At 56.8% G+C, this 23,920-nt stretch carries 30 protein-coding genes, 1 tRNA gene and 1 pseudogene; 23 read left to right on the plus strand and 9 right to left on the minus strand.

What is annotated here, in order from left to right; genetic code table 11:
* Positions 1 to 52: 52 nt before the first annotated feature.
* On the minus strand, positions 53 to 265 hold the full coding sequence (locus tag QFW87_RS10600; protein ID WP_033061943.1) for a hypothetical protein: 213 nt from the start codon (positions 263 to 265) through the stop codon (positions 53 to 55).
* Positions 266 to 481: 216 nt separating this feature from the next.
* Between QFW87_RS10600 and QFW87_RS10605 the strand changes: the two genes are divergently transcribed.
* A complete protein-coding gene (locus tag QFW87_RS10605) occupies positions 482 to 937 on the plus strand; it encodes a DUF2214 family protein (protein ID WP_283183858.1) in 456 nt (151 codons plus the stop codon).
* Positions 938 to 1,117: 180 nt separating this feature from the next.
* Here the strand turns inward: QFW87_RS10605 and csrA are convergent, their stop codons facing one another.
* Entirely contained in the window at positions 1,118 to 1,312 is a 195-nt protein-coding gene (gene csrA / locus QFW87_RS10610; protein ID WP_007938114.1) for a carbon storage regulator CsrA, read from the minus strand.
* A 250-nt stretch (positions 1,313 to 1,562) separates the two neighbouring features.
* Between csrA and QFW87_RS10615 the strand changes: the two genes are divergently transcribed.
* Both QFW87_RS10615 and QFW87_RS10620 read left to right on the plus strand, forming a co-directional pair.
* On the plus strand, positions 1,563 to 1,928 hold the full coding sequence (locus QFW87_RS10615) for an SPOR domain-containing protein (protein WP_283190455.1): 366 nt from the start codon (positions 1,563 to 1,565) through the stop codon (positions 1,926 to 1,928).
* A 100-nt stretch (positions 1,929 to 2,028) separates the two neighbouring features.
* On the plus strand, positions 2,029 to 2,940 hold the full coding sequence (locus QFW87_RS10620; protein ID WP_283190456.1) for a siderophore-interacting protein: 912 nt from the start codon (positions 2,029 to 2,031) through the stop codon (positions 2,938 to 2,940).
* Positions 2,941 to 2,996: 56 nt separating this feature from the next.
* On the opposite strand, the gene QFW87_RS10625 is transcribed toward QFW87_RS10620, so the two are convergent.
* The 3 genes from QFW87_RS10625 to QFW87_RS10635 all read right to left on the minus strand — a co-directional run bounded on the left by QFW87_RS10625 (position 2,997) and on the right by QFW87_RS10635 (position 5,240).
* Positions 2,997 to 3,686 (minus strand): endonuclease I family protein, encoded by a 690-nt coding sequence (locus tag QFW87_RS10625; RefSeq protein ID WP_283183861.1) that lies wholly within the window; start codon positions 3,684 to 3,686, stop codon positions 2,997 to 2,999.
* A gap of 4 nt (positions 3,687 to 3,690) precedes the next feature.
* Complete coding sequence (locus QFW87_RS10630; RefSeq protein ID WP_046056947.1) at positions 3,691 to 3,981, minus strand: DUF1654 domain-containing protein; 291 nt, start codon at positions 3,979 to 3,981, stop codon at positions 3,691 to 3,693.
* Positions 3,982 to 4,151: 170 nt separating this feature from the next.
* Positions 4,152 to 5,240, minus strand: a complete 1,089-nt coding sequence (locus QFW87_RS10635; protein WP_283183863.1) for an asparaginase — start codon at positions 5,238 to 5,240, stop codon at positions 4,152 to 4,154.
* A 351-nt stretch (positions 5,241 to 5,591) separates the two neighbouring features.
* On the opposite strand from QFW87_RS10635, the gene QFW87_RS10640 reads away from it, so the two are divergent.
* From QFW87_RS10640 to QFW87_RS10675, 8 genes are all read left to right on the plus strand, one after another.
* Positions 5,592 to 6,053: a hypothetical protein gene (locus QFW87_RS10640; protein WP_283190457.1), complete on the plus strand. Its 462-nt coding sequence runs from the start codon at positions 5,592 to 5,594 to the stop codon at positions 6,051 to 6,053.
* Between the two features lie 192 nt (positions 6,054 to 6,245).
* A complete protein-coding gene (locus tag QFW87_RS10645; RefSeq protein WP_283183865.1) occupies positions 6,246 to 7,199 on the plus strand; it encodes a sugar ABC transporter substrate-binding protein in 954 nt (317 codons plus the stop codon).
* Positions 7,200 to 7,255: 56 nt separating this feature from the next.
* Positions 7,256 to 8,809, plus strand: a complete 1,554-nt coding sequence (locus QFW87_RS10650; RefSeq protein WP_283183866.1) for a sugar ABC transporter ATP-binding protein — start codon at positions 7,256 to 7,258, stop codon at positions 8,807 to 8,809.
* On the plus strand, positions 8,806 to 9,783 hold the full coding sequence (locus tag QFW87_RS10655) for an ABC transporter permease (RefSeq protein ID WP_283190458.1): 978 nt from the start codon (positions 8,806 to 8,808) through the stop codon (positions 9,781 to 9,783). The genes QFW87_RS10650 and QFW87_RS10655 overlap by 4 nt, the downstream gene beginning before the upstream one ends.
* 3 nt (positions 9,784 to 9,786) lie before the next feature.
* Positions 9,787 to 10,806, plus strand: a complete 1,020-nt coding sequence (locus QFW87_RS10660; RefSeq protein WP_134423092.1) for a LacI family DNA-binding transcriptional regulator — start codon at positions 9,787 to 9,789, stop codon at positions 10,804 to 10,806.
* A 57-nt stretch (positions 10,807 to 10,863) separates the two neighbouring features.
* Positions 10,864 to 11,781 (plus strand): ribokinase, encoded by a 918-nt coding sequence (gene rbsK / locus QFW87_RS10665; RefSeq protein WP_283183867.1) that lies wholly within the window; start codon positions 10,864 to 10,866, stop codon positions 11,779 to 11,781.
* Positions 11,778 to 12,182: a D-ribose pyranase gene (rbsD, locus tag QFW87_RS10670; protein WP_283190459.1), complete on the plus strand. Its 405-nt coding sequence runs from the start codon at positions 11,778 to 11,780 to the stop codon at positions 12,180 to 12,182. Before rbsK ends, rbsD begins: the two co-directional genes overlap by 4 nt.
* A 43-nt stretch (positions 12,183 to 12,225) precedes the next feature.
* Positions 12,226 to 13,254, plus strand: coding sequence for a nucleoside hydrolase (locus QFW87_RS10675; RefSeq protein ID WP_283190460.1), 1,029 nt, complete (start codon positions 12,226 to 12,228; stop codon positions 13,252 to 13,254).
* A 37-nt stretch (positions 13,255 to 13,291) separates the two neighbouring features.
* Here the strand turns inward: QFW87_RS10675 and QFW87_RS10680 are convergent, their stop codons facing one another.
* On the minus strand, positions 13,292 to 13,498 hold the full coding sequence (locus tag QFW87_RS10680) for a hypothetical protein (RefSeq protein WP_008145651.1): 207 nt from the start codon (positions 13,496 to 13,498) through the stop codon (positions 13,292 to 13,294).
* 132 nt (positions 13,499 to 13,630) lie between these two features.
* Here QFW87_RS10680 and QFW87_RS10685 point away from each other — a divergent pair, with 132 nt between their 5' ends.
* Positions 13,631 to 13,936: a hypothetical protein gene (locus tag QFW87_RS10685; RefSeq protein WP_283183870.1), complete on the plus strand. Its 306-nt coding sequence runs from the start codon at positions 13,631 to 13,633 to the stop codon at positions 13,934 to 13,936.
* Between the two features lie 166 nt (positions 13,937 to 14,102).
* Positions 14,103 to 14,423, plus strand: coding sequence for an I78 family peptidase inhibitor (locus QFW87_RS10690; protein WP_033061805.1), 321 nt, complete (start codon positions 14,103 to 14,105; stop codon positions 14,421 to 14,423).
* A 72-nt stretch (positions 14,424 to 14,495) separates the two neighbouring features.
* Here QFW87_RS10690 and QFW87_RS10695 read toward each other — a convergent pair whose 3' ends face one another.
* Positions 14,496 to 14,708, minus strand: coding sequence for a cold-shock protein (locus QFW87_RS10695; RefSeq protein WP_007905882.1), 213 nt, complete (start codon positions 14,706 to 14,708; stop codon positions 14,496 to 14,498).
* A gap of 290 nt (positions 14,709 to 14,998) precedes the next feature.
* Positions 14,999 to 15,301 carry a hypothetical protein gene (locus tag QFW87_RS10700; protein WP_283190461.1) on the minus strand — a complete coding sequence of 101 codons (303 nt, stop codon included), beginning with the start codon at positions 15,299 to 15,301 and terminating at the stop codon, positions 14,999 to 15,001.
* 374 nt (positions 15,302 to 15,675) lie between these two features.
* On the opposite strand from QFW87_RS10700, the gene thrS reads away from it, so the two are divergent.
* The 9 genes from thrS to QFW87_RS10745 all read left to right on the plus strand — a co-directional run bounded on the left by thrS (position 15,676) and on the right by QFW87_RS10745 (position 23,131).
* A complete protein-coding gene (gene thrS, locus QFW87_RS10705) occupies positions 15,676 to 17,598 on the plus strand; it encodes a threonine--tRNA ligase (RefSeq protein ID WP_283183872.1) in 1,923 nt (640 codons plus the stop codon).
* On the plus strand, positions 17,598 to 18,149 hold the full coding sequence (infC, locus tag QFW87_RS10710) for a translation initiation factor IF-3 (RefSeq protein WP_176469887.1): 552 nt from the start codon (positions 17,598 to 17,600) through the stop codon (positions 18,147 to 18,149). Before thrS ends, infC begins: the two co-directional genes overlap by 1 nt.
* A 60-nt stretch (positions 18,150 to 18,209) precedes the next feature.
* Positions 18,210 to 18,404 carry a 50S ribosomal protein L35 gene (gene rpmI / locus QFW87_RS10715; RefSeq protein WP_008145659.1) on the plus strand — a complete coding sequence of 65 codons (195 nt, stop codon included), beginning with the start codon at positions 18,210 to 18,212 and terminating at the stop codon, positions 18,402 to 18,404.
* Positions 18,405 to 18,431: 27 nt separating this feature from the next.
* Positions 18,432 to 18,788: a 50S ribosomal protein L20 gene (rplT, locus tag QFW87_RS10720; RefSeq protein WP_007905879.1), complete on the plus strand. Its 357-nt coding sequence runs from the start codon at positions 18,432 to 18,434 to the stop codon at positions 18,786 to 18,788.
* A 109-nt stretch (positions 18,789 to 18,897) separates the two neighbouring features.
* Positions 18,898 to 19,914, plus strand: coding sequence for a phenylalanine--tRNA ligase subunit alpha (pheS, locus tag QFW87_RS10725; RefSeq protein WP_007905876.1), 1,017 nt, complete (start codon positions 18,898 to 18,900; stop codon positions 19,912 to 19,914).
* 26 nt (positions 19,915 to 19,940) lie between these two features.
* Positions 19,941 to 22,322, plus strand: coding sequence for a phenylalanine--tRNA ligase subunit beta (gene pheT / locus QFW87_RS10730; RefSeq protein WP_283190462.1), 2,382 nt, complete (start codon positions 19,941 to 19,943; stop codon positions 22,320 to 22,322).
* Positions 22,323 to 22,325: 3 nt separating this feature from the next.
* Positions 22,326 to 22,628, plus strand: a complete 303-nt coding sequence (gene ihfA, locus QFW87_RS10735; protein WP_002553164.1) for an integration host factor subunit alpha — start codon at positions 22,326 to 22,328, stop codon at positions 22,626 to 22,628.
* The gene (locus QFW87_RS10740; RefSeq protein WP_003179985.1) at positions 22,609 to 22,965 is read left to right on the plus strand and encodes a MerR family transcriptional regulator; all 357 of its coding nucleotides are present in this window, start codon (positions 22,609 to 22,611) and stop codon (positions 22,963 to 22,965) included. Before ihfA ends, QFW87_RS10740 begins: the two co-directional genes overlap by 20 nt.
* 89 nt (positions 22,966 to 23,054) lie before the next feature.
* Positions 23,055 to 23,131, plus strand: a tRNA-Pro gene (locus QFW87_RS10745).
* A 79-nt stretch (positions 23,132 to 23,210) separates the two neighbouring features.
* Here the strand turns inward: QFW87_RS10745 and QFW87_RS10750 are convergent.
* Positions 23,211 to 23,402 (minus strand): annotated as a pseudogene (locus QFW87_RS10750) (site-specific integrase); the annotation flags it as partial.
* Between the two features lie 101 nt (positions 23,403 to 23,503).
* Here QFW87_RS10750 and QFW87_RS10755 point away from each other — a divergent pair.
* Positions 23,504 to 23,809 (plus strand): hypothetical protein, encoded by a 306-nt coding sequence (locus tag QFW87_RS10755; RefSeq protein WP_283190463.1) that lies wholly within the window; start codon positions 23,504 to 23,506, stop codon positions 23,807 to 23,809.
* The last annotated feature ends 111 nt before the right edge of the window (positions 23,810 to 23,920 follow it).

The raw sequence follows: 23,920 nt of genomic DNA on the forward strand, positions 1-23,920 counted from the left end.
CATCTCAACAGCGTCGGACCTGCGTGGTAGGTCCAACCAACTAAAACCAATCTTACCTGGCGTTCAACTTCTTCAGTTCTTCATAAGTCGCCGACTGTACAAACCAGAAGCCGGAGATGATGCACCACGTCAGGGTGCCGGTAATGAAAACGCCTGCCCCGGACCAGAAGCCCTGAACGAAGATCATGACCACTGCGGCGATCCAGATAACGGCCAGTGCGACGTACAGAACTACGTTGTTTACGCCAATTACGAACTCTTTCACGTCTAATTCCTTTTGAATGATTATCCTCTGACTCCTTACGCAAGGGCCAGTGAGCGGCATGATAGGGAGATAGCTGGCTGTTCGCCAGTCATGTCGCCCTGAGCAGGCATGCTTCGAAAAAATCGCCCTCAGCCTGTAGGTGCCTGGCAGGCAGATTTCCAGAATTTGGACTACTACTGACAAGCCCATTTCCTTATCCCTGTCAGGAGCATCCCTATGCTGTCTCACTGGTTTCTTGCGGCGATCCACCTCTTGGCTGTTGCCTTGGGCCTCTGGGCGGTGCTCACCCGAGGGGCGGCGTTAAGCCGCCTGGCCGTCGGTACGGCGCAGGTCCGCAGCGTGCTGGTTGCCGATAACGTATGGGGCATCTGTGCGGGTATTTTGCTGATCACAGGTTTGATGCGGGCCTTCGGTGGGTACGACAAAGGCACCGACTATTACCTTCATCAGCCGTTGTTCCATCTGAAGATGACGCTGTTCGTGATCATTCTGCTGCTTGAAGTGGCACCAATGATCACCTTGATCAAGTGGCGGATCGCCTTGGGCAGGGGCGCTTCGATTGACCAGGGCCGAGCCAGGCTGTTTGCGCGCATCAGCCATATCGAAGCGCTGTTGTTGATGATGATGGTGATTGCGGCCACCGGCATGGCGCGCGGTGTGACCTTCGGCTAATAACGGCGTGATTCGTCGGGGTTAAAGCGAATAATCTGACAGCCACGGCGTGGCCGAAGCCGGTAGCATCGGCTTCACGTAATGGGGGGAGGAGGCGAGTGCTCAACAAAATGCCGAGCATGAATCTTTAGCCAGCCATTGCGCTGTAACGAACGGGCTGGCTACTGACTGCAACAGGATTCAGGGAGTCTGCGGTTTGTCTGGAGCGGTGAGGCCAGCCTGAATGCGCTGATAGATTTCTTCGCGATGAACCGCAACGTCTTTCGGGGCATTGATGCCAATTCTGACTTGCTGGCCGCTAACGCCCAGAATGGTGATCGTAATGTCATCACCAATATTTATGCTTTCACCGACTTTGCGGGTGAGTATCAGCATGGTCTTCTCCTTGATTGCTTTGTAGGGCACCTGATTCGGACAGTGCAGAGGTCGGTGGTATGTATAGATTAGTGCGAAGTCTCACGGTTTGGGTGCCTCTTTCTGACGCGCAGATGCTGCATTAATTCCCAAGGCGTAACTATACAGAGGCCGCAACCATCATTCTCGTTGTTTTCAGCCCATTTTGCGGCACTCGGGAAGTATTCATGGATGCTAAAATCGCCGCTTTAAGCATTCTGAGGGAAGCGTTGTGCGCAAAATGGTCTTGGTAATCGCGGTACTGGCGCTGGCGGGATGCGGTGAGGGCAAGCGTGTTGAGGCGCAAAAGCCGCAATCGGCAGCTGCGGCTGCACCTTCGGTGGTATCCGCGCCACAATGGGATCTCGAAGTTCGAGGCGAAACACCTCAGGCGGTCAGCGATTTGAGCGGCTGGCTGATTGAGCACAGTTTTGTTTCCAATATCGTCAAGGAAAATGGAAAGGCCCGGATTCTGCTCGGGCCATTCAGTTCGAAAGCAGAGGCCGAGGCCAAACAGACAGAAGTGCGCGCGGCGCTCACCCGCGCGAAGAAACAGAACATCGAATTGCTGGTCGTCGAACGTCCATTGACCCAGTAACGGTCGTATCCAGGGGGCTTTCGACGGAACGCCTTAAAGGGGATCCACATTGACTCGTTTCTAGACGTAGTCACTGTCGATTCCCTGTAGGAGTTCCCCCATGGCCTCCGCCACCCCTTACAAAATATTCGACGCAGTCCTGCGCCACAAAAAGATGCTGAGTCCTCATTTGATGCGCGTCACTCTGGCCGGTCCGATGGTTACCGAAATGGCGACCTGGTCACCCGACCAGCGCGTGAAGCTGTTCTTTCCGGCTGTGGACGGTTCGCCTGCCAGGCTCTCTCATGGCGATGACTGGTACGCACGTTACCGCTCGATGCCGGTTGCCCAGCGCCCGGCGATGCGCACTTACACCATCCGACATTTGCGTGCCGAGCAGGGCGAAGTGGACATCGACTTCGTGTTGCACGTCGAAACCGGACCCGCATCCCGTTGGGCAATTCATGCAGCGGCGGGTGAACCGATCCAGATCGTCGCACCTGATCGCCAGTTTTCGGCGCAAGACGCGGGCGGTTTCGAATGGAAGCCGCCTCAACAGCTCAAGCATCTGTTACTGGTCGCCGATGCCACGGCTTTACCCGCGGCGCTCGGCATTCTGGATGAGCTGGCAGCGCTTGCCGTACCACCGATAACCCAGGCGTTTTTTGAAGTAGACAGTGTGGACGATGCGTTGCCGGTTCCTGACTGGCCCGGACTTTCGGTGGAGTGGCTGATTCGAGATCACGCCACCGTGACTGGAGCGGGTTCGCTGATGACCGACGCGGTCCGTCGGGCCATTCTGCCGTCATCCTCTTCGAAAGCATTCGAAACGGTGGAACTGGCGGAAGTCGATGTCGACGAAGACATGCTCTGGGAAACGTCCGAGTCTGTCGGTGATGGCTTCTACGGCTGGGTCGCCGGGGAAACGGTTGCAGTGATGAGTCTGCGCAAATACTTGATCAAGGAATGCGGCATTGCCAAGGAATCACTCAACCTCATGGGCTATTGGCGCTACAACAAAGTGGGCGGTTAGAAACGAACAAAGGCCTCGGGCATTAAACCCGAGGCCTTTGTGTTTTCAGCGTGCACTTAACCGCAGGCTTTCATATCGACCGGGCCGACAAACTCGTTGCCGCGTCCCATGACGCACGCCACGCTTTGGTTGCGCTGTCGTTCCCAGGCCTCTACCGGATAGGTTTTGTTCCAGGCTTCGTACAGTTGTCGATCCTGTTTCGACAGGCGCAGACCGTACTGCTTGCTCATGTAGAAATACGTTCGAGCGATCATGCCGCGTATGGACGGGCGGGGCATGACCTTCTTCGCCTTGAAGTCGACCTGAGTCAGGCACGAGCCATATTGGCCCGACTGCACCGGCAACCAGCCGAAACTGAAGTTGCTGCGATCGCCATTCACCTCACCAATGCTCGGCACCAGGTTGTGCAGGTCGGCTTCGGCCTTCTGGTAGGTCGGATCGTAACGCGTGCAGTTCTTGCGCCCACCATCTTGCCAGCACTGACGCTGATGGCCGATCTGCCAGGCCGGAACAATGTGCTCCCACTCGATGCGGGCAGCGCGCTTCGCGTTTTTGCGCGGTACGTAACCGCAGGCTGCGAGGTTGATTTTGTTGCCGGTGTATTTGCACCCGCAATAGAACTCTGTGGATTGCGGTGCGTAGAGCTTCCAGGCAACTTTCTTGGCTTCGTTGAAGGTGCGGGGGGCGCCAGCCTGGGCGCCGAGGGTGATGAACAAAAACAGCAAAGCAAACCAGCGGACACTCATTGACTCAATCTTCCTTCGGCACAACCCAAAAAATCTGCACACCGCCATCGTCGCGATAGGCGAGGGTGACGTTGTCGTTCTCGTCGATTTCTTCGAGCAATTGTTCCCACTCATCCACAGGTTCGTCCGGTAGACGGAAGATCAAGGCTGCTTTGGCTTTTTGAGCGGTAGGGGAATTGATGATTTTTTGAACGCGCATACCCATGCGTGCATAGGAGTCAGGAGAGGCAGAGGTGTTGGCCACGGAATTATCCTTATTAAGCTGTACGTGCATACAGTATTTAACTGTAAGCATTTTCGCAACTGCTTAAAATTCAAGAAAATCCTCTGACAGCAATTTTTTCCGTTTGGTGTAGGACGAATGGAAAATTTTTATCGAAATATCGGAAGGGGGTGTGAGCCACTCGCCTGGGTTGGCGAGTGGTGAAAGCAGTGCCCGACCGGAACCGGTCGGGCGAGGGCGAATCAGTATTCCCAGAACATCCGTTGCAGCTCTTTGCTGTCGTTGGTCTTGGTCAGTGCGACCATGGCCAGGATGCGGGCCTTTTGCGGGTTCAGATCATGCGCCACAACCCAGTCGTACTTGTCATCAGGCTGTTCGGCGTTACGCAGTACGAAACCGCCGGCGTTGACGTGGGACGAGCGAATGATTTGCACGCCGTCCTTGCGCAGGGCTTGCAGCGATGGGACTACACGGGACGAGACTGAGCCATTGCCGGTACCGGCGTGAATGATGGCTTTGGCGCCAGACTGAGCCAACGCTTTGTAAGCGGTATCGCTGACATTGCCGTAGGAATAGGCGATTTCGACGTCAGGCAGGCTCGTGATGGTTTTGATGTCGAATTCCGAGTCCATGGTGTGACGCTTGGCCGGCAGACGGAACCAGTAGGATTTACCTTCGACCACCATGCCGAGTGGGCCCCAGGCACTTTTGAACGCCTCAGTCTTGATGTTGATCATTTTGCTGACGTCGCGACCCGACTGGATTTCATCGTTCATGGTCACCAGTACGCCTTTGCCGCGCGCCTCTTTGCTGCTGGCCACGGCCACTGCGTTGTACAGGTTCAGCATGCCATCGGCCGACATCGCGGTGCCTGGGCGCATGGAGCCGACAACGATGATGGGCTTGTCGGTTTTTTCCACCAGGTTCAGGAAGTACGCGGTTTCTTCCAGGGTGTCGGTGCCGTGGGTGATAACGATGCCGTCGACGTCTTTGCTGTCGGCCAGTTCAGCCACGCGACGACCCAGTTGCAGCAGGTTGTCGTTGGTGATGCTTTCGGACGCAATCTGCATGACCTGTTCGCCACGAACGTTAGCCAGCTGGCTGAGTTCCGGAACCCCGGCGATCAATTGTTCGATGCCGACTTTTGCCGCTTGATAGGTCGCGCTATTGGCGGCGCTGGCGCCCGCGCCGGCAATGGTGCCGCCGGTGGCCAGGATCACCACGTTCGCCAGTTTCTGTTGGGTTTCGACTTCTTTTGCCTGAAGGGCAGTAGGCAGGAGCAGCAAGAGGGCTAAAGCGCCCGGAACGAAGGTCTTGAAAGCAGATGTCATTATTTTTCTCTCTAGTAGTGAGACGGTGCTGATGCAGGTTCATCTAGATGCGCCCCAAGCGGATCTGAGCGCTTGGGGTGAATGAGATGAGCAGGATCTGTACCAGTCGTACTTTGAATGAGAAAAACTTTTAACTTGATGATTTGTATCAGTATTTATTTGATTGGCCAGAATGGTTGCACAGTCTGTTGTCCGGGTTTCCGAACGCGTTGAGCGTTTCTGTTCGGCTCTCCGAAAAGTACTACGACCTCTGTAGAGCAAATCGCCTTGCAAGATTGCGAATCACTGCTAAAGAAACCCGTGCTTCGGTCGATGTTCCTTTAAAGGATCTTTCTACTCACAGGAGTTCACATGTCGTTATCCATTGGTATCCCAAACGCCGCAGGCGTCACCATCGGCGGCAAGTCCGCCGCTTCGATTCAAGCGTTGAGCGATCAGACGGCCGATGCCGCGAATCAAGCGTTGGGTACGAAGGAAAGCGACAGCAAGCAAGTCAGAACCGGCGCTGTGGGCCTGGATAAAAGTGCGGAGGCGTCGACTGAAGCGGGTGACGCCGACAACGCCTCGGTGGCGCAAAAGGTTTTGCTCAAGCGTCTGAAAGAACTGCAAGAGCAGTTGCGTCAGCAACAGCAACAATTGGCGGCGGCCCAATCGGCGTCTTACCCGACGCCTGAAGCCAAGGCCACCGTGGTGATGGCGATTCAGGGGCAAATGGCCGACACCACTGCCGCAATACTGGAAACGGCCAACAGCCTTTACAAGGAAATGGCCAAGAGCTCCAGTACCGGATCGGTAGTCAACACGACGGTATGACATGAATACCGGTATTTGCGGTTTCCCCCGCAAAACGGTTTTTCTGGTCGTTGACAAATGTCGGCAGGGTTCGCATAGTTCGGTCTACGCAAACGTTTGCGCGGCGCTCCCGGTGGTTTCCATCAGTGAGCGCAATGAAGCCTACGCCAGCGCAAGCGTTGCTCACAATAATCATAAGATCGGAGTGAACCCATGAAGCTGCCATTCGCTGGACGTCTTCTCGCTGTCGCTATGCTGACTGCCGCATCCGTCGCGTTACCCGTCTCTTCGGCCTTCGCCGAGACTGAAAAACCCAAAGTCGCGCTGGTCATGAAATCCCTGGCCAATGAATTCTTCCTGACCATGGAAGACGGCGCCAAGGCCTATCAGAAAGACCACTCCGGCGATTTCGAGCTGATCTCCAACGGCATCAAAGACGAAACCGACACGGCTGGCCAGACACGCATCGTCGAGCAAATGATTCTGGCCAAGGTCAATGCGCTGGTCATCGCACCGGCTGACTCCAAGGCCATGGTCCCTGTGATCAAGAAAGCCATCGATGCCGGTATCACCGTGATCAACATCGACAACCAGTTGGACCCGGCTGTGGTCAAAAGCAAAAACATCACCGTACCGTTCGTAGGCCCGGATAACCGCAAAGGCGCGCGTCTGGTGGGCGAGTACCTGGCCAAGCAACTGAAGGCCGGAGACGAAGTCGGCATCATCGAAGGCGTTTCAACCACCACCAACGCACAGCAAAGAACCGCAGGCTTCAAGGATGCGATGGAAGCGGCGCAGATCAAGGTCGTCTCTTTGCAGTCCGGTGACTGGGAAATCGACAAAGGCAACAAGGTTGCTGCCTCGATCCTCAGCGAATACCCGCAAGTCAAAGCCCTGCTGGCCGGTAACGACAGCATGGCCGTCGGCGCAGTATCCGCCGTGCGCGCAGCAGGCAAGGCCGGCAAGGTGCAAGTGGTCGGTTACGACAACATCAACGCCATCAAGCCAATGCTCAAGGATGGCCGCGTTCTGGCCACCGCTGACCAGTTTGCAGCCAGGCAAGCCGTGTTTGGCATCGAAACTGCGCTGAAGATCATCAAGGGTGAGAAAGTCGACAGCGGCACCAATGGCGTGATCGAAACTCCGGTAGAGCTGGTCACCAAGTAGGCCTTCTGGCGACACAACGGTGCTCGCCCGTCCGGGCGAGCACATGGAGAGTTTTTATGTCAGTTTCTGCCCCGAATGCTGTCCTCTCGGTCAGCGGTATCGGCAAGACCTACGCCCAACCGGTCCTGACCGGCATCAACCTGACGCTGATGCGCGGTGAAGTGCTGGCGCTGACCGGCGAAAACGGCGCGGGGAAAAGCACGCTGTCGAAGATCATCGGCGGGCTGGTCACACCGACCACCGGCCACATGCAATTCCAGGGGCAGGATTACCGCCCCGCAAGCCGTACCCAGGCCGAAGACCTCGGCATCCGCATGGTGATGCAGGAACTCAATCTGTTGCCGACCCTGTCGGTGGCTGAAAACCTGTTTCTCGACAACCTGCCAAGCAATGGCGGCTGGATCAGTCGCAAGCAATTGCGCAAGGCTGCGATCGAAGCCATGGCCCAGGTCGGCCTCGACGCGATTGACCCGGACACGCTGGTGGGCGAATTGGGCATTGGACACCAGCAAATGGTGGAGATCGCCCGCAACCTGATCGGCGATTGCCACGTGCTGATCCTCGACGAACCGACTGCGATGTTGACGAATCGGGAAGTCGAGATGTTGTTCGAGCAAATCACTCGTCTGCAAGCTCGCGGCGTGTCGATCATCTATATCTCGCACCGTCTCGAAGAGCTGGCGCGGGTCGCCCAGCGTATTGCGGTACTGCGCGATGGCAACCTGGTTTGCGTCGAGCCGATGGCCAATTACAACAGCGAGCAACTGGTGACGCTGATGGTCGGTCGTGAACTCGGCGAACACATCGACATGGGGCCGCGCAAGATCGGCGCTCCAGCCTTGACGGTCAAAGGGCTGACCCGTTCCGACAAGGTCTGCGACGTGTCCTTCGAGGTGCGTGCCGGCGAGATCTACGGAATTTCCGGTTTGATCGGGGCAGGGCGCACCGAGTTGCTGCGGCTGATTTTCGGTGCTGATACTGCAGACAGCGGCACGGTTGCGCTCGGTTCGCCAGCACAGATCGTCAGTATCCGTTCGCCGGCTGACGCGGTCGGTCATGGCATTGCCCTGATCACTGAAGACCGCAAGGGCGAAGGCCTGCTGCTGACCCAATCGATCAGCGCGAATATTGCCTTGGGCAATATGCCTGTGATTTCCAGCGGTGGCTTCGTCAACAATGGTGACGAGATGGCGCTGGCCCAGCGTCAGATCGACGCCATGCGCATCCGCAGTTCCAGCCCGACGCAACTTGTGTCGGAACTGTCCGGCGGCAACCAACAGAAAGTCGTGATCGGCCGGTGGCTTGAGCGTGATTGCTCGGTGATGCTGTTCGACGAGCCAACGCGTGGCATCGACGTCGGCGCCAAGTTTGACATTTATGCCTTGCTCGGTGAGTTGACCCGCCAAGGCAAAGCGCTCGTGGTGGTGTCCAGCGACCTGCGTGAGCTGATGTTGATCTGCGACCGCATTGGCGTGCTCTCGGCGGGGCGTCTGATCGACACCTTTGAGCGTGACAGCTGGACCCAGGATGATTTGCTTGCCGCCGCGTTCGCCGGCTACCAAAAACGTGATGCGTTGCTCAACGAAGCAGCGCCTAGGGATCTCGCATGAATACTGCAGTGACTGCCGGCAAACGTAGTGGCAACTTTTACGGCCTCGGTACCTATCTGGGGCTGGCCGGTGCCTTGCTGGCAATGGTTGCGCTGTTCTCGGTTCTGAGCAGCCATTTCCTGTCCTATGACACCTTCAGCACCCTGGCCAACCAGATTCCGGACTTGATGGTACTGGCGGTCGGCATGACGTTCGTGTTGATCATCGGCGGCATCGACCTGTCGGTGGGCTCGGTGCTCGCGCTCGCGGCGTCAACGGTCAGCGTGGCGATTCTCGGTTGGGGCTGGAGCGTATTGCCTGCGGCGTTACTCGGAATGGCGGCGGCAGCACTGGCCGGGACCATTACGGGTTCGATCACTGTGGCGTGGCGGATTCCGTCATTCATTGTGTCCCTCGGTGTGCTGGAAATGGCCCGCGGTGTGGCGTATCAGATGACCGGATCGCGCACGGCCTACATCGGTGATGCCTTCGCCTGGTTGTCCAACCCGATCGCCTTCGGCATCTCGCCGTCGTTCATCATTGCCTTGCTGATCATCTTCAGTGCCCAGGCAGTGCTGACGCGTACCGTGTTCGGTCGTTACCTGATCGGCATCGGCACCAACGAAGAGGCGGTGCGTCTGGCAGGGATCAATCCGAAGCCCTACAAGATCCTGGTATTCAGTCTGATGGGGCTGCTGGCCGGCATCGCAGCGCTGTTTCAGATTTCTCGCCTGGAAGCGGCGGATCCGAATGCCGGCTCCGGGCTGGAGTTGCAAGTGATTGCAGCGGTCGTGATCGGAGGCACTAGTTTGATGGGTGGCCGCGGTTCGGTCATCAGTACGTTCTTCGGGGTTCTGATCATTTCCGTATTGGCGGCCGGTCTCGCGCAGATCGGCGCGACTGAACCCACCAAACGCATCATCACCGGCGCAGTGATCGTGGTGGCGGTGGTGCTTGATACTTATCGCAGTCAGCGCGCAAGCCGGCGGACCTGAGTCATGGCAACAATCAAGGATGTGGCAGCGCTCGCGGGAATTTCCTACACCACGGTTTCCCACGTCGTGAACAAGACTCGGCCGGTGAGCGAAGAGGTGCGGGTCAAGGTCGAGGCAGCGATCAAAACTCTCGACTACGTGCCCAGTGCCGTGGCCCGGTCTCTCAAAGCCAAAACCACGGCGACCATCGGTCTGCTGGTGCCCAACAGCCTCAACCCGTACTTCGCCGAACTGGCGCGCGGCATCGAGGATTACTGCGAGCGTAATGGCTACTGCGTGATTCTCTGTAACTCCGATGACAACCCGGACAAGCAACGTAGTTACCTGCGCGTACTGCTGGAAAAACGCATCGACGGGCTGATCGTCGCTTCGGCTGGCGGTGACGCGGGGCTGGCAGAAGGTCTGGCGGGTGTGCGTACACCGATGGTGATCGTTGACCGTGGACTGGAAGGTGTGAATGCCGATCTGGTGCGAATCGATCACGAGTACGGCGCCTATCTGGCGACCCGCCACCTTCTGGAATTGGGGCATCGAGACATTGCCACCATTGGCGGCCCGGCGAGTACCAGCGTGGCGCAGATGCGTCTGGCCGGTTATTGCCGTGCCCTGAAAGAGGCGGGTGTCGAAGTATCCCGCGAGCGCATGCTGGAAAGCGACTTCACTAGCACCGGCGGCTACAACGCCGCCGCGATACTGCTGGAAAAGAACCCGCCGAGCGCGATCTTTGCCGGTAACGACATGATTGGCATCGGTGTGCTGCGAGCGGCGGCCGAGCGCAATATTCGCGTGCCGACGGAGCTGTCGGTGATCGGCTTCGACGATATTCAGATGAGCCGCTATGTGTACCCGGCGCTGACCACCGTGGGGCAGTCGATCCTGCAACTCGGCGAGATGGCGGCCGAAGTGCTTTTAAGAAGAATCGCCACACCGGATATGGCCACCGATCAACGGATCGTGACGCCCAGTATTGTCTTGCGGGAGTCGACTGCGCCGCTGGCCGGCGTGTTCGCCCAGTTCCGTTGAAATTGAAAGCCGCTGGATCGAAAGCACCGCTGAAACAGAATTGATGAGTAGTGACGTATGCCAGCAAAAGTAGTGGTTATAGGCAGCCTGAACATGGATCTGGTCACCCGGGCGCCACGGCTGCCCCGTGGCGGTGAAACGCTGATCGGCGAGTCGTTTGCTACGGTTTCCGGTGGCAAGGGCGCGAATCAGGCGGTCGCCGCGGCGAGGCTGGGGGCACAGGTGTCGATGGTCGGTTGCGTGGGCAGCGATGCCTACGGCGAAGAGCTGCGCGGGGCGCTGTTGGCCGAGCAGATCGATTGCCAGGCAGTCAGCACCGTCGACGATTCCAGTGGCGTAGCGTTGATCGTGGTCGATGACAACAGCCAGAACGCAATCGTGATCGTTGCCGGTGCCAACGGAGCGCTGACTCCAGAGGTGATTTGTCGTTTCGACGCAGTATTGCGGGCAGCGGACGTGATCATCTGTCAGCTGGAAATCCCGGATGCCACTGTCGGTCATGCGCTCAAGCGCGGCCGTGAGTTGGGTAAGACCGTGATCCTCAACCCGGCGCCGGCCAGCCGCCCACTGCCGGCGGACTGGTACGCGTCAATCGATTATCTGATTCCCAACGAAAGCGAGGCCTCGGCGCTGAGTGGTTTGCCAGTGGATTCTCTGGCATCTGCCGAAACCGCTGCGACACGGCTGATCGCGATGGGTGCGGGTAAGGTCATCATCACCCTCGGTGCTCAAGGTTCGCTGTTTGCCAGCGGCAAAAGCTTCGAGCATTTCCCTGCGCCGAAGGTGAAGGCTGTCGATACCACGGCGGCTGGCGACACCTTCGTCGGTGGTTTCGCTGCCGCGCTGGCAGCCGGCAAAAGCGAAGCCGACGCGATCCGTTTCGGCCAGGTCGCCGCGGCGCTGTCGGTGACCCGTGCTGGCGCGCAACCCTCGATTCCCACCTTGTCCGACGTACAGGCCTTTAAAGCACCATGAAAAAAACACCTTTGCTCAACGCCGCGCTGTCGCGGCTGATCGCATCCCTGGGCCATGGCGACAGGGTGGTGATCGGCGACGCAGGTCTGCCGGTGCCGCCAGGCGTTGAACTGATCGACCTGGCCCTGACCCACGGTATCCCGGATTTCGTCAGCACTTTGAAGGTTGTGCTCAGCGAAATGCAGGTCGAGAGCCATGTATTGGCCCAGGAGATCCTGGACAAAAAGCCTTCGGCATTGGCGACGCTCGATGAGCTGAATGCCGAAGGTGCGCTGGGTCGGCGTGAGCTGCTCAGTCATGACCAATTCAAAGTCCTCAGCCGAGAGGCACGGGCGATTGTTCGTACGGGTGAATGTCAGCCGTACTGCAACATCGTGCTGGTGGCAGGGGTTACGTTCTAACTCGCTGTTGTCTTTCTGCTGTCCCACGCACAAGGAGTGCGCTATGCACCGCTATGCTCAGAAACTGCACCACCTGCTCCGGAGTCTGCTGCTTTTGTCCCTGATTACCGCAACAAGCGCCCAAGCGGCGGAAAAGATCGACTTGATCATCGACACCGACCCGGGTGCCGATGACGTGGTTGCCTTGCTGTTTGCCCTGGCATCGCCGCAAGAGCTGAACATTCGTGCGCTGACCACCGTCGCCGGCAATGTGCGTCTGGACAAGACTTCGCGTAATGCGCGGCTGGCCCGCGAGTGGGCAGGGCGCGAGGAGGTGCCGGTCTACGCGGGCGCTCCGAAGCCGCTGATGCGCACGCCGATCTATGCCGAGAACATCCATGGCAAGGAAGGCCTGTCGGGCGTCACCGTACACGAGCCGAAGAAAGGCCTGGCCCAGGGCAATGCGGTCAATTACCTGATCGACACCTTGAAAGCCGCCAAGCCCCATAGCATTACCATCGCCATGCTCGGTCCACAGACCAACCTGGCCCTGGCGCTGATCCAGGAACCTGAGATCGTTCAGGGCATCAAGGAGGTGGTGATCATGGGCGGGGCGCACTTCAACGGTGGCAACATTACCCCGGTGGCTGAGTTCAACCTGTTCGCCGACCCACAGGCTGCGGAAGTGGTATTGAACAGTGGGGTGAAGCTGACCTACCTGCCGCTGGACGTGACCCACAAGATCCTCACCAGTGAAGCGCGTCTTAAGCAGATCGCAGCGATCAACAACAATGCCAGCAAGCTGGTGGGCGATATTCTCAATGAATACGTCAAAGGCGACATGGAACACTACGGCATTCCGGGTGGCCCGGTGCATGACGCAACCGTCATCGCCTACCTGCTCAAGCCTGAGTTGTTCAGCGGTCGTTCAGTCAACGTAGTCGTTGATAGCCGCGAAGGCCCGACGTTCGGCCAAACCATCGTCGACTGGTATGACGGCCTGAAAGCGCCGAAGAACGCTTTCTGGGTAGAAAGCGGTGACGCCCAGGGCTTCTTTGACCTGCTGACCGAGCGTCTGGCTCGTCTGAAGTAAGCCATAGACCCGCAGGTGCCAGCCTGCGGGTTTACTTTCACTCGCTATCTATCAGGCCAATATAGTCGGTAGGGTACTTCTCGAATATCTGTGCGATGAATATCTGGGCGGCTTGCGTCCCCAGTTCCTTGACCAATAGATCGATACCAATGATTGCCAACTCTTCCGGGCTGCCCGGGCTGTAAGAGCTGTGGCCCTGTGGCCACTTGGCTTTGATGTCGGCGTCGATACTTACGGTGGTCATGATGGCGCTCGCGAAGTCGGGAAAGTCTGAGTGTCGAGTTAACCATTTTGCGCGGCTTTTGGCACTCCGACTTAGGCATGAGGGGAGGGCTATGCGACACTTGGTCTTTGACGAATTTTCAAGGACTGTGCTGTGCAGATCGATTTGAACACTCCTGACGGCTTGACCCTTGAGGCGGTGCGTCAGCTGCTGGCCTCTGCCAGCGACGATGAACACACTCAATTGCGAGTTACCAAGGGCGGCATCGCCTATATTTCGTCAGGCGTTGTGGGTGGCACTGATATCAGCGGGCTGTTGTTTCGTCTGGAGACGTGGGCCAAGGGTTCCGGTTATGTCGGATGGGTCGCGGCCAGTGACGAGGTCTGGGTCATGCAGATTTTCAATGCGCTGAAAGAGAACTGGCCGAATCCGCCGTTCGACTACATTGACGTCTATTGAACGCTATTCATATTCAGTCACGATTGAGTGGTAAACGGCAGAGCGATGCTCAGGCAAACTCGCCGCGTGTCCGAATAGAGGGCAGGGTGCTAGTACTCCCTGTGAAACCAAGCGCCAGATTGGCGGTCGCACGATCTCAGCTCAACTATTGAAAAAAGGAGGCTTCATGCCTTGGAAGCTCGCGTCATTGGGTACTTTGTTGGCCGTTGCCATGCTGGCCGGTTGCAGCACTACCTCCACCGAGTCGACAACAGATCCTGTCACGACGACTGACACGGGTCACAGCCGTTGTGAGGCAAAGGCTGCCGAATTCACCATTGGCAAAAAGGCTTCGCCTGAACTGCTGGAGCAGGCGCGTACTCGCGCAGGTGCGCAGAATGCACGGTTCCTCTTGCCCACCGACATGGTGACCCTGGAGTACCGCTCCGATCGCCTGAATCTGAATACCGATGCCAATCGGGTCGTCACCCGCGTCAACTGCGGTTGATCGCTTCGGGCTTTTGTTTCGCCCATAAAAAACCCCGTCACGTGGACGGGGTTTTTTTAGTGCGGCTGAAAATTACTCAGCGCGGACTTGTGCAGCTTGCATACCCTTTTGGCCTTTCTCAGCCACGAAGGAAACGGTCTGGCCTTCTTTCAGGCTTTTGAAACCGTCGCTTTCGATAGCTTTGAAGTGTACGAACAGGTCGTCACCGCCACCTTGAGGAGTGATGAAGCCGAAGCCTTTTTCATCGTTGAACCATTTAACGGTGCCGGTTTGGCGATTAGACATGGTGTATCTCCAAGAAACATATATTTTCAGTAGTGCTGTGCTGCTCAGGCCAACTGGGCACACTGGGGTATCATAGTCGAAATGTTCGCTTTGGGAGCCCCCCGGACGTGCTGTTTGCCCTGCAGTCGCGTTTCGTTTGCTGCTTGATGTAGCTGAAAGCCCCGTTTTACAAGGCTTTCAGCCGAAAGTGAAGACGATAAAAAAACCTGTAAAACCTGCGTAAATTGTACGAAAAAGCTTGAATTCATCACTTTTTATCAGCGTTGAGCCGAGTCAAAAGAACTTTTTTCTCACTTTTTCGCCGGCACATTGGCCTTGCATTTGGCAATCTGGCCCAGTGCTTTCTGCTGCAGTTCCGGGGTTGCCTTGTTGTCCATCAGCGCCTGGATGTCAGCCGCCGGGTAAGATTTGATCGAATCAGCACCGCAGGCGCAGTGAGCCTTCGCTGCTGCAGCACCAATCTGCGGGGTCGCAGCTTGTGTGCACTGAGCCATGTATTTATTACGCTCGCCCTTCGGCCAATCGGCGTGGGCGGCCAGTGGCAGCAGCAGAACGATGGGGGCGACTACTGCGAACAAACGATTCAGACGCATGCTGAGATGCTCCTTGTGGGTCAATGTCTAGTTATCTGAGGGGTAAAGCGGGGTTCAAGTTCAGCACTCTGGCATAAAAATGCCTGATTTGCCCCAGGGCAAAACCTCGGTGCATCGACGACCGTTCATCTGTGCTAGCATGCCTCGCTCGGGCGTTTGCAGGCTCCGGATGACCTTCAGTCCCGGTAGCGGCAAATGTGCGAATAACCCTGATTTGAATCCCAGTCACTCTGGTTCGGTTTTCCGGTTGGCCGCAAGGCTCCTGCCGCTGTAAGGCAGGCGTTCGTCATTGAATGGCCTGGATCGGATCTTGTACTGGCTCATCCCAACCCACGTGACCTTTGGTAGGGGTCACCACTAGGAGAGGAGGCGCCATGCCAACTATTACTCTTCCCGACGGCAGTCAACGTTCATTCGATCACCCGGTATCCGTAGCCGAGGTCGCCGCATCCATTGGTGCAGGTCTGGCCAAAGCCACCGTGGCCGGCAAGGTCGATGGCAAGCTGGTCGACGCCAGCGACATCATCAGCAGCGACGCTACGCTGCAAATCATTACGCCAAAGGATGAAGAGGGGCTGGAGATTATTCGCCACTCTTGCGCCCACCTGGTTGGCCATGCGGTCAAGCAGCTTTACCCGGCGGCCAAGATGGTCATCGGTCCGGTCATCGACGAAGGCTTCTATTACGATATCGCCTTTGAACGTCCCTTCACTCCGGACGACCTGGCCGCCATCGAACAGCGCATGCAGCAGCTGATCGAAAAAGATTACGACGTGATCAAGAAAGTCACTCCGCGCGCCGAAGTGATCGAAGTGTTCAAGGCCCGCGGCGAAGACTACAAATTGCGTCTGGTCGAGGACATGCCGAACGAGCAGGCCATGGGCCTGTACTATCACGAAGAATACGTCGACATGTGCCGCGGTCCGCACGTGCCGAACACGCGCTTCCTGAAATCCTTCAAGCTGACCAAGTTGTCCGGCGCCTACTGGCGTGGCGATGCCAAGAACGAGCAATTGCAGCGCGTTTACGGCACGGCGTGGGCAGACAAGAAGCAGCTGGCGGCTTACATCCAGCGCATCGAAGAAGCTGAGAAGCGCGATCACCGCAAGATCGGCAAGCGTCTGGGCCTGTTCCACACCCAGGAAGAGTCGCCGGGCATGGTGTTCTGGCACCCGAACGGCTGGACTCTGTATCAGGTGCTCGAGCAGTACATGCGCAAGGTTCAGCGCGACAATGGCTATCTGGAGATCAAGACTCCGCAGGTCGTTGACCGCAGTCTCTGGGAGAAATCCGGGCACTGGGCCAACTACGCCGACAACATGTTCACCACGCAGTCGGAAAACCGCGACTACGCGATCAAGCCGATGAACTGCCCTTGCCACGTGCAGGTGTTCAACCAGGGCCTGAAAAGCTACCGTGAGTTGCCAATGCGCTTGGCCGAATTCGGTGCTTGCCACCGTAACGAGCCATCGGGTGCGCTGCATGGCATCATGCGTGTGCGTGCGTTCACTCAGGACGACGCCCACATCTTCTGCACTGAAGAGCAGATGCAGGCCGAATCCGCTGCGTTCATCAAGCTGACCATGGACGTTTATGCCGACTTCGGCTTCAAAGACGTCGAGATGAAGCTGTCCACTCGTCCGGAAAAACGCGTCGGTTCCGACGAGCTGTGGGATCGCGCCGAAGCGGCCCTGGCTGCAGCCCTTGATAGCGCTGGCCTGCCGTACGATCTGCAGCCGGGCGAGGGTGCGTTCTACGGTCCGAAGATCGAGTTCTCGCTGAAAGATTGCCTTGGCCGCGTCTGGCAGTGTGGTACCCTTCAGCTCGATTTTAACCTGCCTGTCCGTCTGGGAGCCGAATACGTCTCTGAAGACAACAGTCGCAAGCACCCGGTGATGTTGCACCGGGCGATCCTCGGTTCCTTCGAACGTTTTGTCGGAATCCTGATCGAGCACTACGAGGGTGCATTCCCCGCGTGGCTGGCTCCGACCCAGGCAGTGATCATGAACATCACAGATAAACAGGCCGATTTTGCTGCTGAGGTTGAAAAAACTCTCAATGAAAGCGGATTTCGTGCCAAGTCTGACTTGAGAAATGAAAAGATCGGCTTTAAAATCCGCGAGCATACTTTGCTCAAGGTTCCTTATCTCTTGGTTATTGGAGATCGGGAAGTCGAGATGCAGACTGTCGCTGTGCGTACTCGTGAAGGTGCTGACCTGGGCTCGATGCCCGTCGCCCAGTTCGCTGAGTTTCTCGCGCAAGCGGTTTCCCGGCGTGGTCGCCCAGATTCGGAGTAATTACTATTAAGCGTGAAATGAGACAAGATAAACGAGCTGCACCGAAAGCCCCGATCAACGAGAATATCTCGGCACGCGAGGTTCGGTTAATTGGGGCTGAAGGTGAACAGCTTGGGATTGTGTCAATTGAAGACGCGCTTCTTAAGGCTGAAGAGGCCAAACTGGATCTGGTGGAAATTTCCGCCGATGCAGTACCCCCTGTTTGCAAACTGATGGACTACGGCAAATCGATCTTCGAGAAGAAGAAGCAGGTTGCCGCGGCCAAGAAAAACCAGAAGCAGATTCAGGTTAAAGAAATCAAGTTTCGTCCAGGGACGGAGGAAGGGGATTACCAGGTAAAACTGCGCAACCTGGTACGTTTCCTGAGTGATGGGGACAGGGCCAAGGTATCCTTGCGATTCCGCGGCCGTGAGATGGCCCACCAGGAGCTGGGGATGGAACTCCTCAAGCGAGTTGAAGGTGACTTGCTCGAGTACGGTTCGGTCGAACAGCATCCTAAGATGGAAGGACGCCAGCTGATCATGGTCATCGCCCCGAAAAAGAAGAAATAATCAATAGGGCACGGCAGGCCTTCTGATTATGTTTATCAACTGAATGCGGAGTATCCGAACATGCCAAAAATGAAAACTAAAAGTGGTGCTGCTAAGCGGTTTCTGAAAACTGCTAACGGTATCAAGCACAAGCACGCTTTCAAGAGCCACATCCTGACTAAAATGTCGACCAAGCGTAAGCGTCAACTGCGCGGTAGCAGCTTGCTGGCACCGTGTGACGTGGCAAAAGTCGAGCGCATGCTGCGCCTTCGTTAATTTAGTCAAGAATAGAGGAAGTAACTCATGGCTCGTGTAAAGCGTGGCGTCATTGCCCGTAAACGTCACAAAAAAATTCTGAAACTTGCTAAAGGCTACTACGGCGCTCGCTCGCGCGTATTCCGTGTTGCCAAGCAAGCGGTAATCAAGGCAGGCCAATACGCCTACCGTGACCGTCGTCAGAAAAAACGTCAGTTCCGCGCTCTGTGGATCGCTCGTATCAACGCTGGTGCACGTATCAACGGTCTGTCCTACAGCCGTTTCATCGCCGGCCTGAAAAAAGCGTCCATCGAGATCGACCGTAAGGTTCTGGCTGATCTGGCAGTGAACGAAAAAGCGGCGTTTGCTGCGATTGTCGAGAAAGCTAAAGCCACCTTGGCTTAAGTACCCCCGACAGTCACCCGGCCTCACCTCTGTGGGGTCAGGTGTTAAACGTCATAAATAGGGGAAGAGCCTTCAAGCTCTTCCCCTATTTTGTATCTGGAGTCTGTACATGGAAAACCTGGATGCGCTCGTCTCTCAAGCTCTAGAGGCTGTGCAAAGCGCTGAAGATATCAATGCCCTGGAGCAAATCCGGGTTCACTACCTTGGCAAAAAGGGTGAATTGACTCAGGTGATGAAGACCCTGGGGAATTTGCCGGCAGAAGAGCGTCCGCAAGTCGGCGCCCTGATCAACGTTGCCAAGGAGCGTGTCACAGAGGTTCTCAATGCGCGCAAGGCACTGTTTGAAGAGGCCGACCTGGCCGCCAAATTGTCCGCCGAGTCCATTGACGTGACCCTGCCTGGCCGTGGCCAGACCTCGGGTGGTCTGCATCCGGTTACTCGCACTCTGGAACGTATCGAACAGTTCTTCACTCACATCGGCTACGGTATTGCCGAAGGCCCTGAGGTCGAAGACGACTACCACAACTTCGAAGCGCTCAACATCCCAGGCCATCACCCGGCCCGGTCGATGCATGACACCTTCTATTTCAATGCCAACATGTTGCTGCGCACCCATACCTCGCCGGTACAGGTCCGCACCATGGAATCGAAACAGCCGCCGATCCGCATCGTCTGCCCAGGCCGTGTGTACCGTAGCGACTCCGATATCACCCACTCCCCGATGTTCCACCAGGTTGAAGGCCTGCTGGTCGACCGTGATATCAACTTCGCCGACCTGAAAGGCACCATCGAAGAGTTCCTGCGCGTGTTCTTCGAAAAAGAACTGGCCGTGCGTTTCCGCCCTTCGTATTTCCCGTTCACCGAGCCGTCCGCTGAAGTCGACATGGAATGCGTGATGTGCAGCGGTAAAGGCTGCCGTGTCTGCAAGCAGACTGGCTGGCTGGAAGTGATGGGCTGCGGCATGGTTCACCCGAATGTGCTGCGCATGTCCGGGATCGACCCGGAAGAGTTTTCGGGCTTTGCCTTCGGCATGGGTGTTGAACGTCTGGCCATGCTGCGTTACGGCGTGAACGACTTGCGTCTGTTCTTCGACAACGACTTGCGGTTCCTCGCGCAATTTCGCTAGTCGTAACGAATTCTTAGGAGAGCAGGATGAAATTCAGTGAACAATGGCTGCGTGGCTGGGTAAGCCCGCAGGTAAGTCGTGACGAGCTGGTTGCTCGTCTGTCGATGGCCGGTCTTGAGGTCGATAGCGTTACGCTGGCCGCCGGCGAATTCACCGGTGTGGTGGTGGGCGAGGTGCTGAGCACCGAACAGCACCCGGACGCCGACAAGTTGCGCGTTTGCCAGGTCAGCAATGGCTCGGAGACCTTCCAGGTCGTTTGCGGTGCGCCTAACGTCCGCCCGGGCCTGAAGATCCCGTTCGCCATGATCGGTGCCGAACTGCCGGGCGACTTCAAGATCAAGAAAGCCAAGCTGCGTGGCGTTGAGTCCAACGGCATGCTGTGCTCGCAAGCCGAGCTGCAAGTCGGCGAAGGTAACGATGGCCTGATGGAATTGCCGGCCGATGCGCCGGTTGGTCAGGACATTCGTGAATACCTGAGTCTGGACGACGCGAGCATCGAGGTCGACCTGACCCCGAACCGCGGCGACTGCCTGTCTCTGGCCGGCCTGGCCCGTGAAGTCGGCGCGTTGTACGCTGCTGAAGTCACCCGTCCGGTGGTTGCTGTTGTGCCAGCCGTGCACGATGAAGTGCGTTCGGTTGAAGTTCTGGCGCCGGCTGCTTGCCCGCGTTACTTGGGTCGTGTGATCCGTAACGTTGACCTGTCCAAGCCGACGCCACTGTGGATGGTTGAGCGCTTGCGTCGTGGCGACGTGCGCAGCATCGACGCTGCCGTCGACATCACCAACTATGTGATGCTGGAGCTGGGTCAACCACTGCATGCATTTGATCTCGCCGAAATCAATGGTGGCATCCGCGTGCGCATGGCTGAAGAAGGCGAGAAGCTGGTACTACTCGACGGTCAGGAAGTCAGCCTGCGTAGCGATACGCTGGTGATTGCCGACCATACCCGCGCCTTGGCAATCGCCGGCGTCATGGGTGGCGAGCACAGTGGCGTCAACACCGCGACCACTCGTGATATTTTCCTGGAAAGCGCGTTTTTCGATCAGATTGCTGTCGCTGGCAAGGCCCGTTCCTATGGCCTGCACACCGACGCCTCGCACCGCTACGAGCGTGGCGTGGACTGGCAGTTGGCTCGTGAAGCGATGGAGCGCGCCACCGGCCTGCTGCTGGAAATCACTGGCTGCGAAGCTGGTCCGATCATCGAAACCGTCAGCGAGCAGCACCTGCCGTCGATTGCGCCAGTTACTCTGCGTGCGCAACGCATCACTCAGATGCTGGGTATGGAAATGGATTCGGCCGAAGTCGAGCAACTGCTCAGCGGCTTGGGTCTGGTGATTTCTGCCGATGGGGCAGGGCAGTGGCGCGTTGAAGTTCCAAGCCATCGCTTCGACATCAGCCTGGAAGTCGATCTGATCGAAGAACTGGCTCGTCTGTATGGTTACAACCGTCTGCCGGTTCGCTACCCGCAAGCTCGTCTGGCGCCGCAAGCCAAGGCTGAAGCGCGTAGTGATCTACCAGAGCTGCGCCGTCTGCTGGTGGCTCGTGGTTACCAGGAAGCGATCACTTACAGCTTCATCGATCCGAAACAATTCGAGTTGTTTAATCCGGGTGTCGAGCCGCTGCTGCTGGCCAACCCGATCTCGAATGACATGGCGGCCATGCGCTCGTCCTTGTGGCCGGGTTTGGTGAAGGCGCTCCAGCACAACCTGAACCGTCAGCAGGATCGCGTTCGTTTGTTCGAAAGCGGCCTGCGTTTTGTCGGTCAGCTGGAAGATCTGAAGCAAGAGCCGATGCTGGCGGGTGTTGTTTGCGGTAGCCGCCTGCCGGAAGGCTGGGCGCAAGGTCGCGATGTCGTGGACTTCTTCGACGTCAAAGCCGACGTAGAGGCGGTGCTGGGCTTTGCCGGCGCACTGGATTCGTTCACTTTCGTACCGGGCAAACACCCTGCATTGCACCCGGGTCAAACCGCACGCATCGAACGTGAAGGTCGCTTGGTCGGTTTCGTCGGCGCTATTCACCCTGAATTGTCGAAAACCCTCGGTCTCGACCGTCCGGTCTTCGTTTTCGAGCTGGTTCTGGCCGAAGTGGCATTGGGTAAAATGCCTAAATTCCAGGAGTTATCGCGTTTTCCTGAAGTGCGACGTGACCTTGCGTTGATTGCCGAAAAAGACGTCGCCGCCAGCGCCGTACTGGACGTAATCCGTGAAAATGCAGGGGAATGGCTGACGGACCTCAGGCTATTTGACGTGTATCAGGGTAAAGGCATTGATCCTGATAGAAAAAGCCTTGCAGTTGGCTTGACCTGGCAGCATCCATCGCGCACTCTTAATGACGATGAGGTGAATAACACGACGCAAAATATCCTCACCTCGCTCGAACAAAGGTTGAACGCCACGTTAAGGAAGTGACGTATGGGGGCTTTGACGAAAGCTGAGATGGCGGAACGTCTGTATGAAGAGCTGGGCCTGAATAAACGGGAAGCCAAGGAATTGGTCGAACTGTTTTTTGAAGAAATCAGGCACGCTCTTGAAGACAACGAACAAGTCAAATTGTCCGGTTTCGGCAATTTCGACCTTCGGGACAAACGCCAGCGGCCTGGCCGCAATCCGAAAACGGGTGAAGAAATCCCGATCACGGCTCGCCGTGTGGTCACCTTTCGTCCAGGGCAGAAGTTGAAGGCCCGAGTTGAGGCTTATGCTGGAACCAAGTCATAACGACGAACTACCCGTCATCCCAGGCAAACGCTACTTCACCATTGGTGAAGTCAGCGAGCTGTGTGCGGTAAAACCGCACGTGCTGCGTTACTGGGAGCAGGAGTTTCCTCAACTCAACCCCGTCAAACGCCGCGGAAACCGCCGGTATTATCAGCGACAAGACGTGCTGATGATCCGGCAGATCCGCGCGCTTCTTTACGATCAGGGGTTCACCATCGGCGGTGCACGCTTGCGTTTGTCCGGCGATGAAGCCAAAGACGACACGACCCAATACAAACAAATGATTCGGCAGATGATTGCCGAGCTGGAAGATGTGTTGGTGGTCCTCAAGAAATAATTTCCTGCTTTTGAATACTTCCAGTTTTCAAAAGCTTGCGATATATTCTTGATCGTTCCTTGAGATGAGGAACGAGTTTCACGCCTAGTCGGGGCGTAGCGCAGTCCGGTAGCGCACTAGCATGGGGTGCTAGGGGTCGAGTGTTCGAATCACTCCGTCCCGACCATATTTTTCAATGACTTAGCCCAATCTTTTCAGGTTGGGCTTTTTCATGTGCGTGAATTTTGCGTGACTCCTCTAATTTTTCACGCCTGCTTTCTCTTCAATATTGCCAGGACCGGTCCACGCGAATCGGTTGCTGATACCATGTTCGCAGCTTCAATCAGATGCCCGAGCTCAGCGCCCGAGTAGTGACTGGTGATGCTGCCGTTCTTGTGGCCAAGAAGAGCCTTGCGGTCTTTCTCGGTTACGCCTGCTGCGCGCAGCCGACGGCCAAATCGAATTATCTAATCGTCCGAAATTTCATGGCTGCTGTGATCGCCATCAATGCTGCGTGCAAACTGACCCCCCGCTGTCGGCACCTGGAGTAGGCGCCTATATGGCACTCACCCCCGCTGCTCGGCCACCAACAGCAACAACTGCGGCACAGGCGAAAACCGGCAGGATTCGGCCGGCATCACTGATGGTCAGCGACTCGAGTTCTTTGATGGTGATTTTGGCCATGAAATGGGTTCCCCCTACTTTTCCCCTCACACAAAACGACTGGCTCAGGGTGGAATCCTCACTGTGTTCGTTCGAATTGATGTCTTATTTGGCAGCCTCTTTATGGGTAAGGCGCAAAAAAATTTACGTTTTTTTTACGGTGGGTTTTGTTGCTCGCAACGATACTGGCCGGCAAAATTGACAGTGCTTTTATGCCTTGCAACCCTCAATCTCTTCGGTTTTTCCCACAAGATTTCCTTGGACTGATCAATGCTGTTTTAGGGGAGCAGAAGGTGGTGCGGGTCGGTCGCAG

This window comes from Pseudomonas sp. PMCC200344 (genome assembly GCF_030053095.1).
GTDB lineage: Bacteria > Pseudomonadota > Gammaproteobacteria > Pseudomonadales > Pseudomonadaceae > Aquipseudomonas > Aquipseudomonas svalbardensis.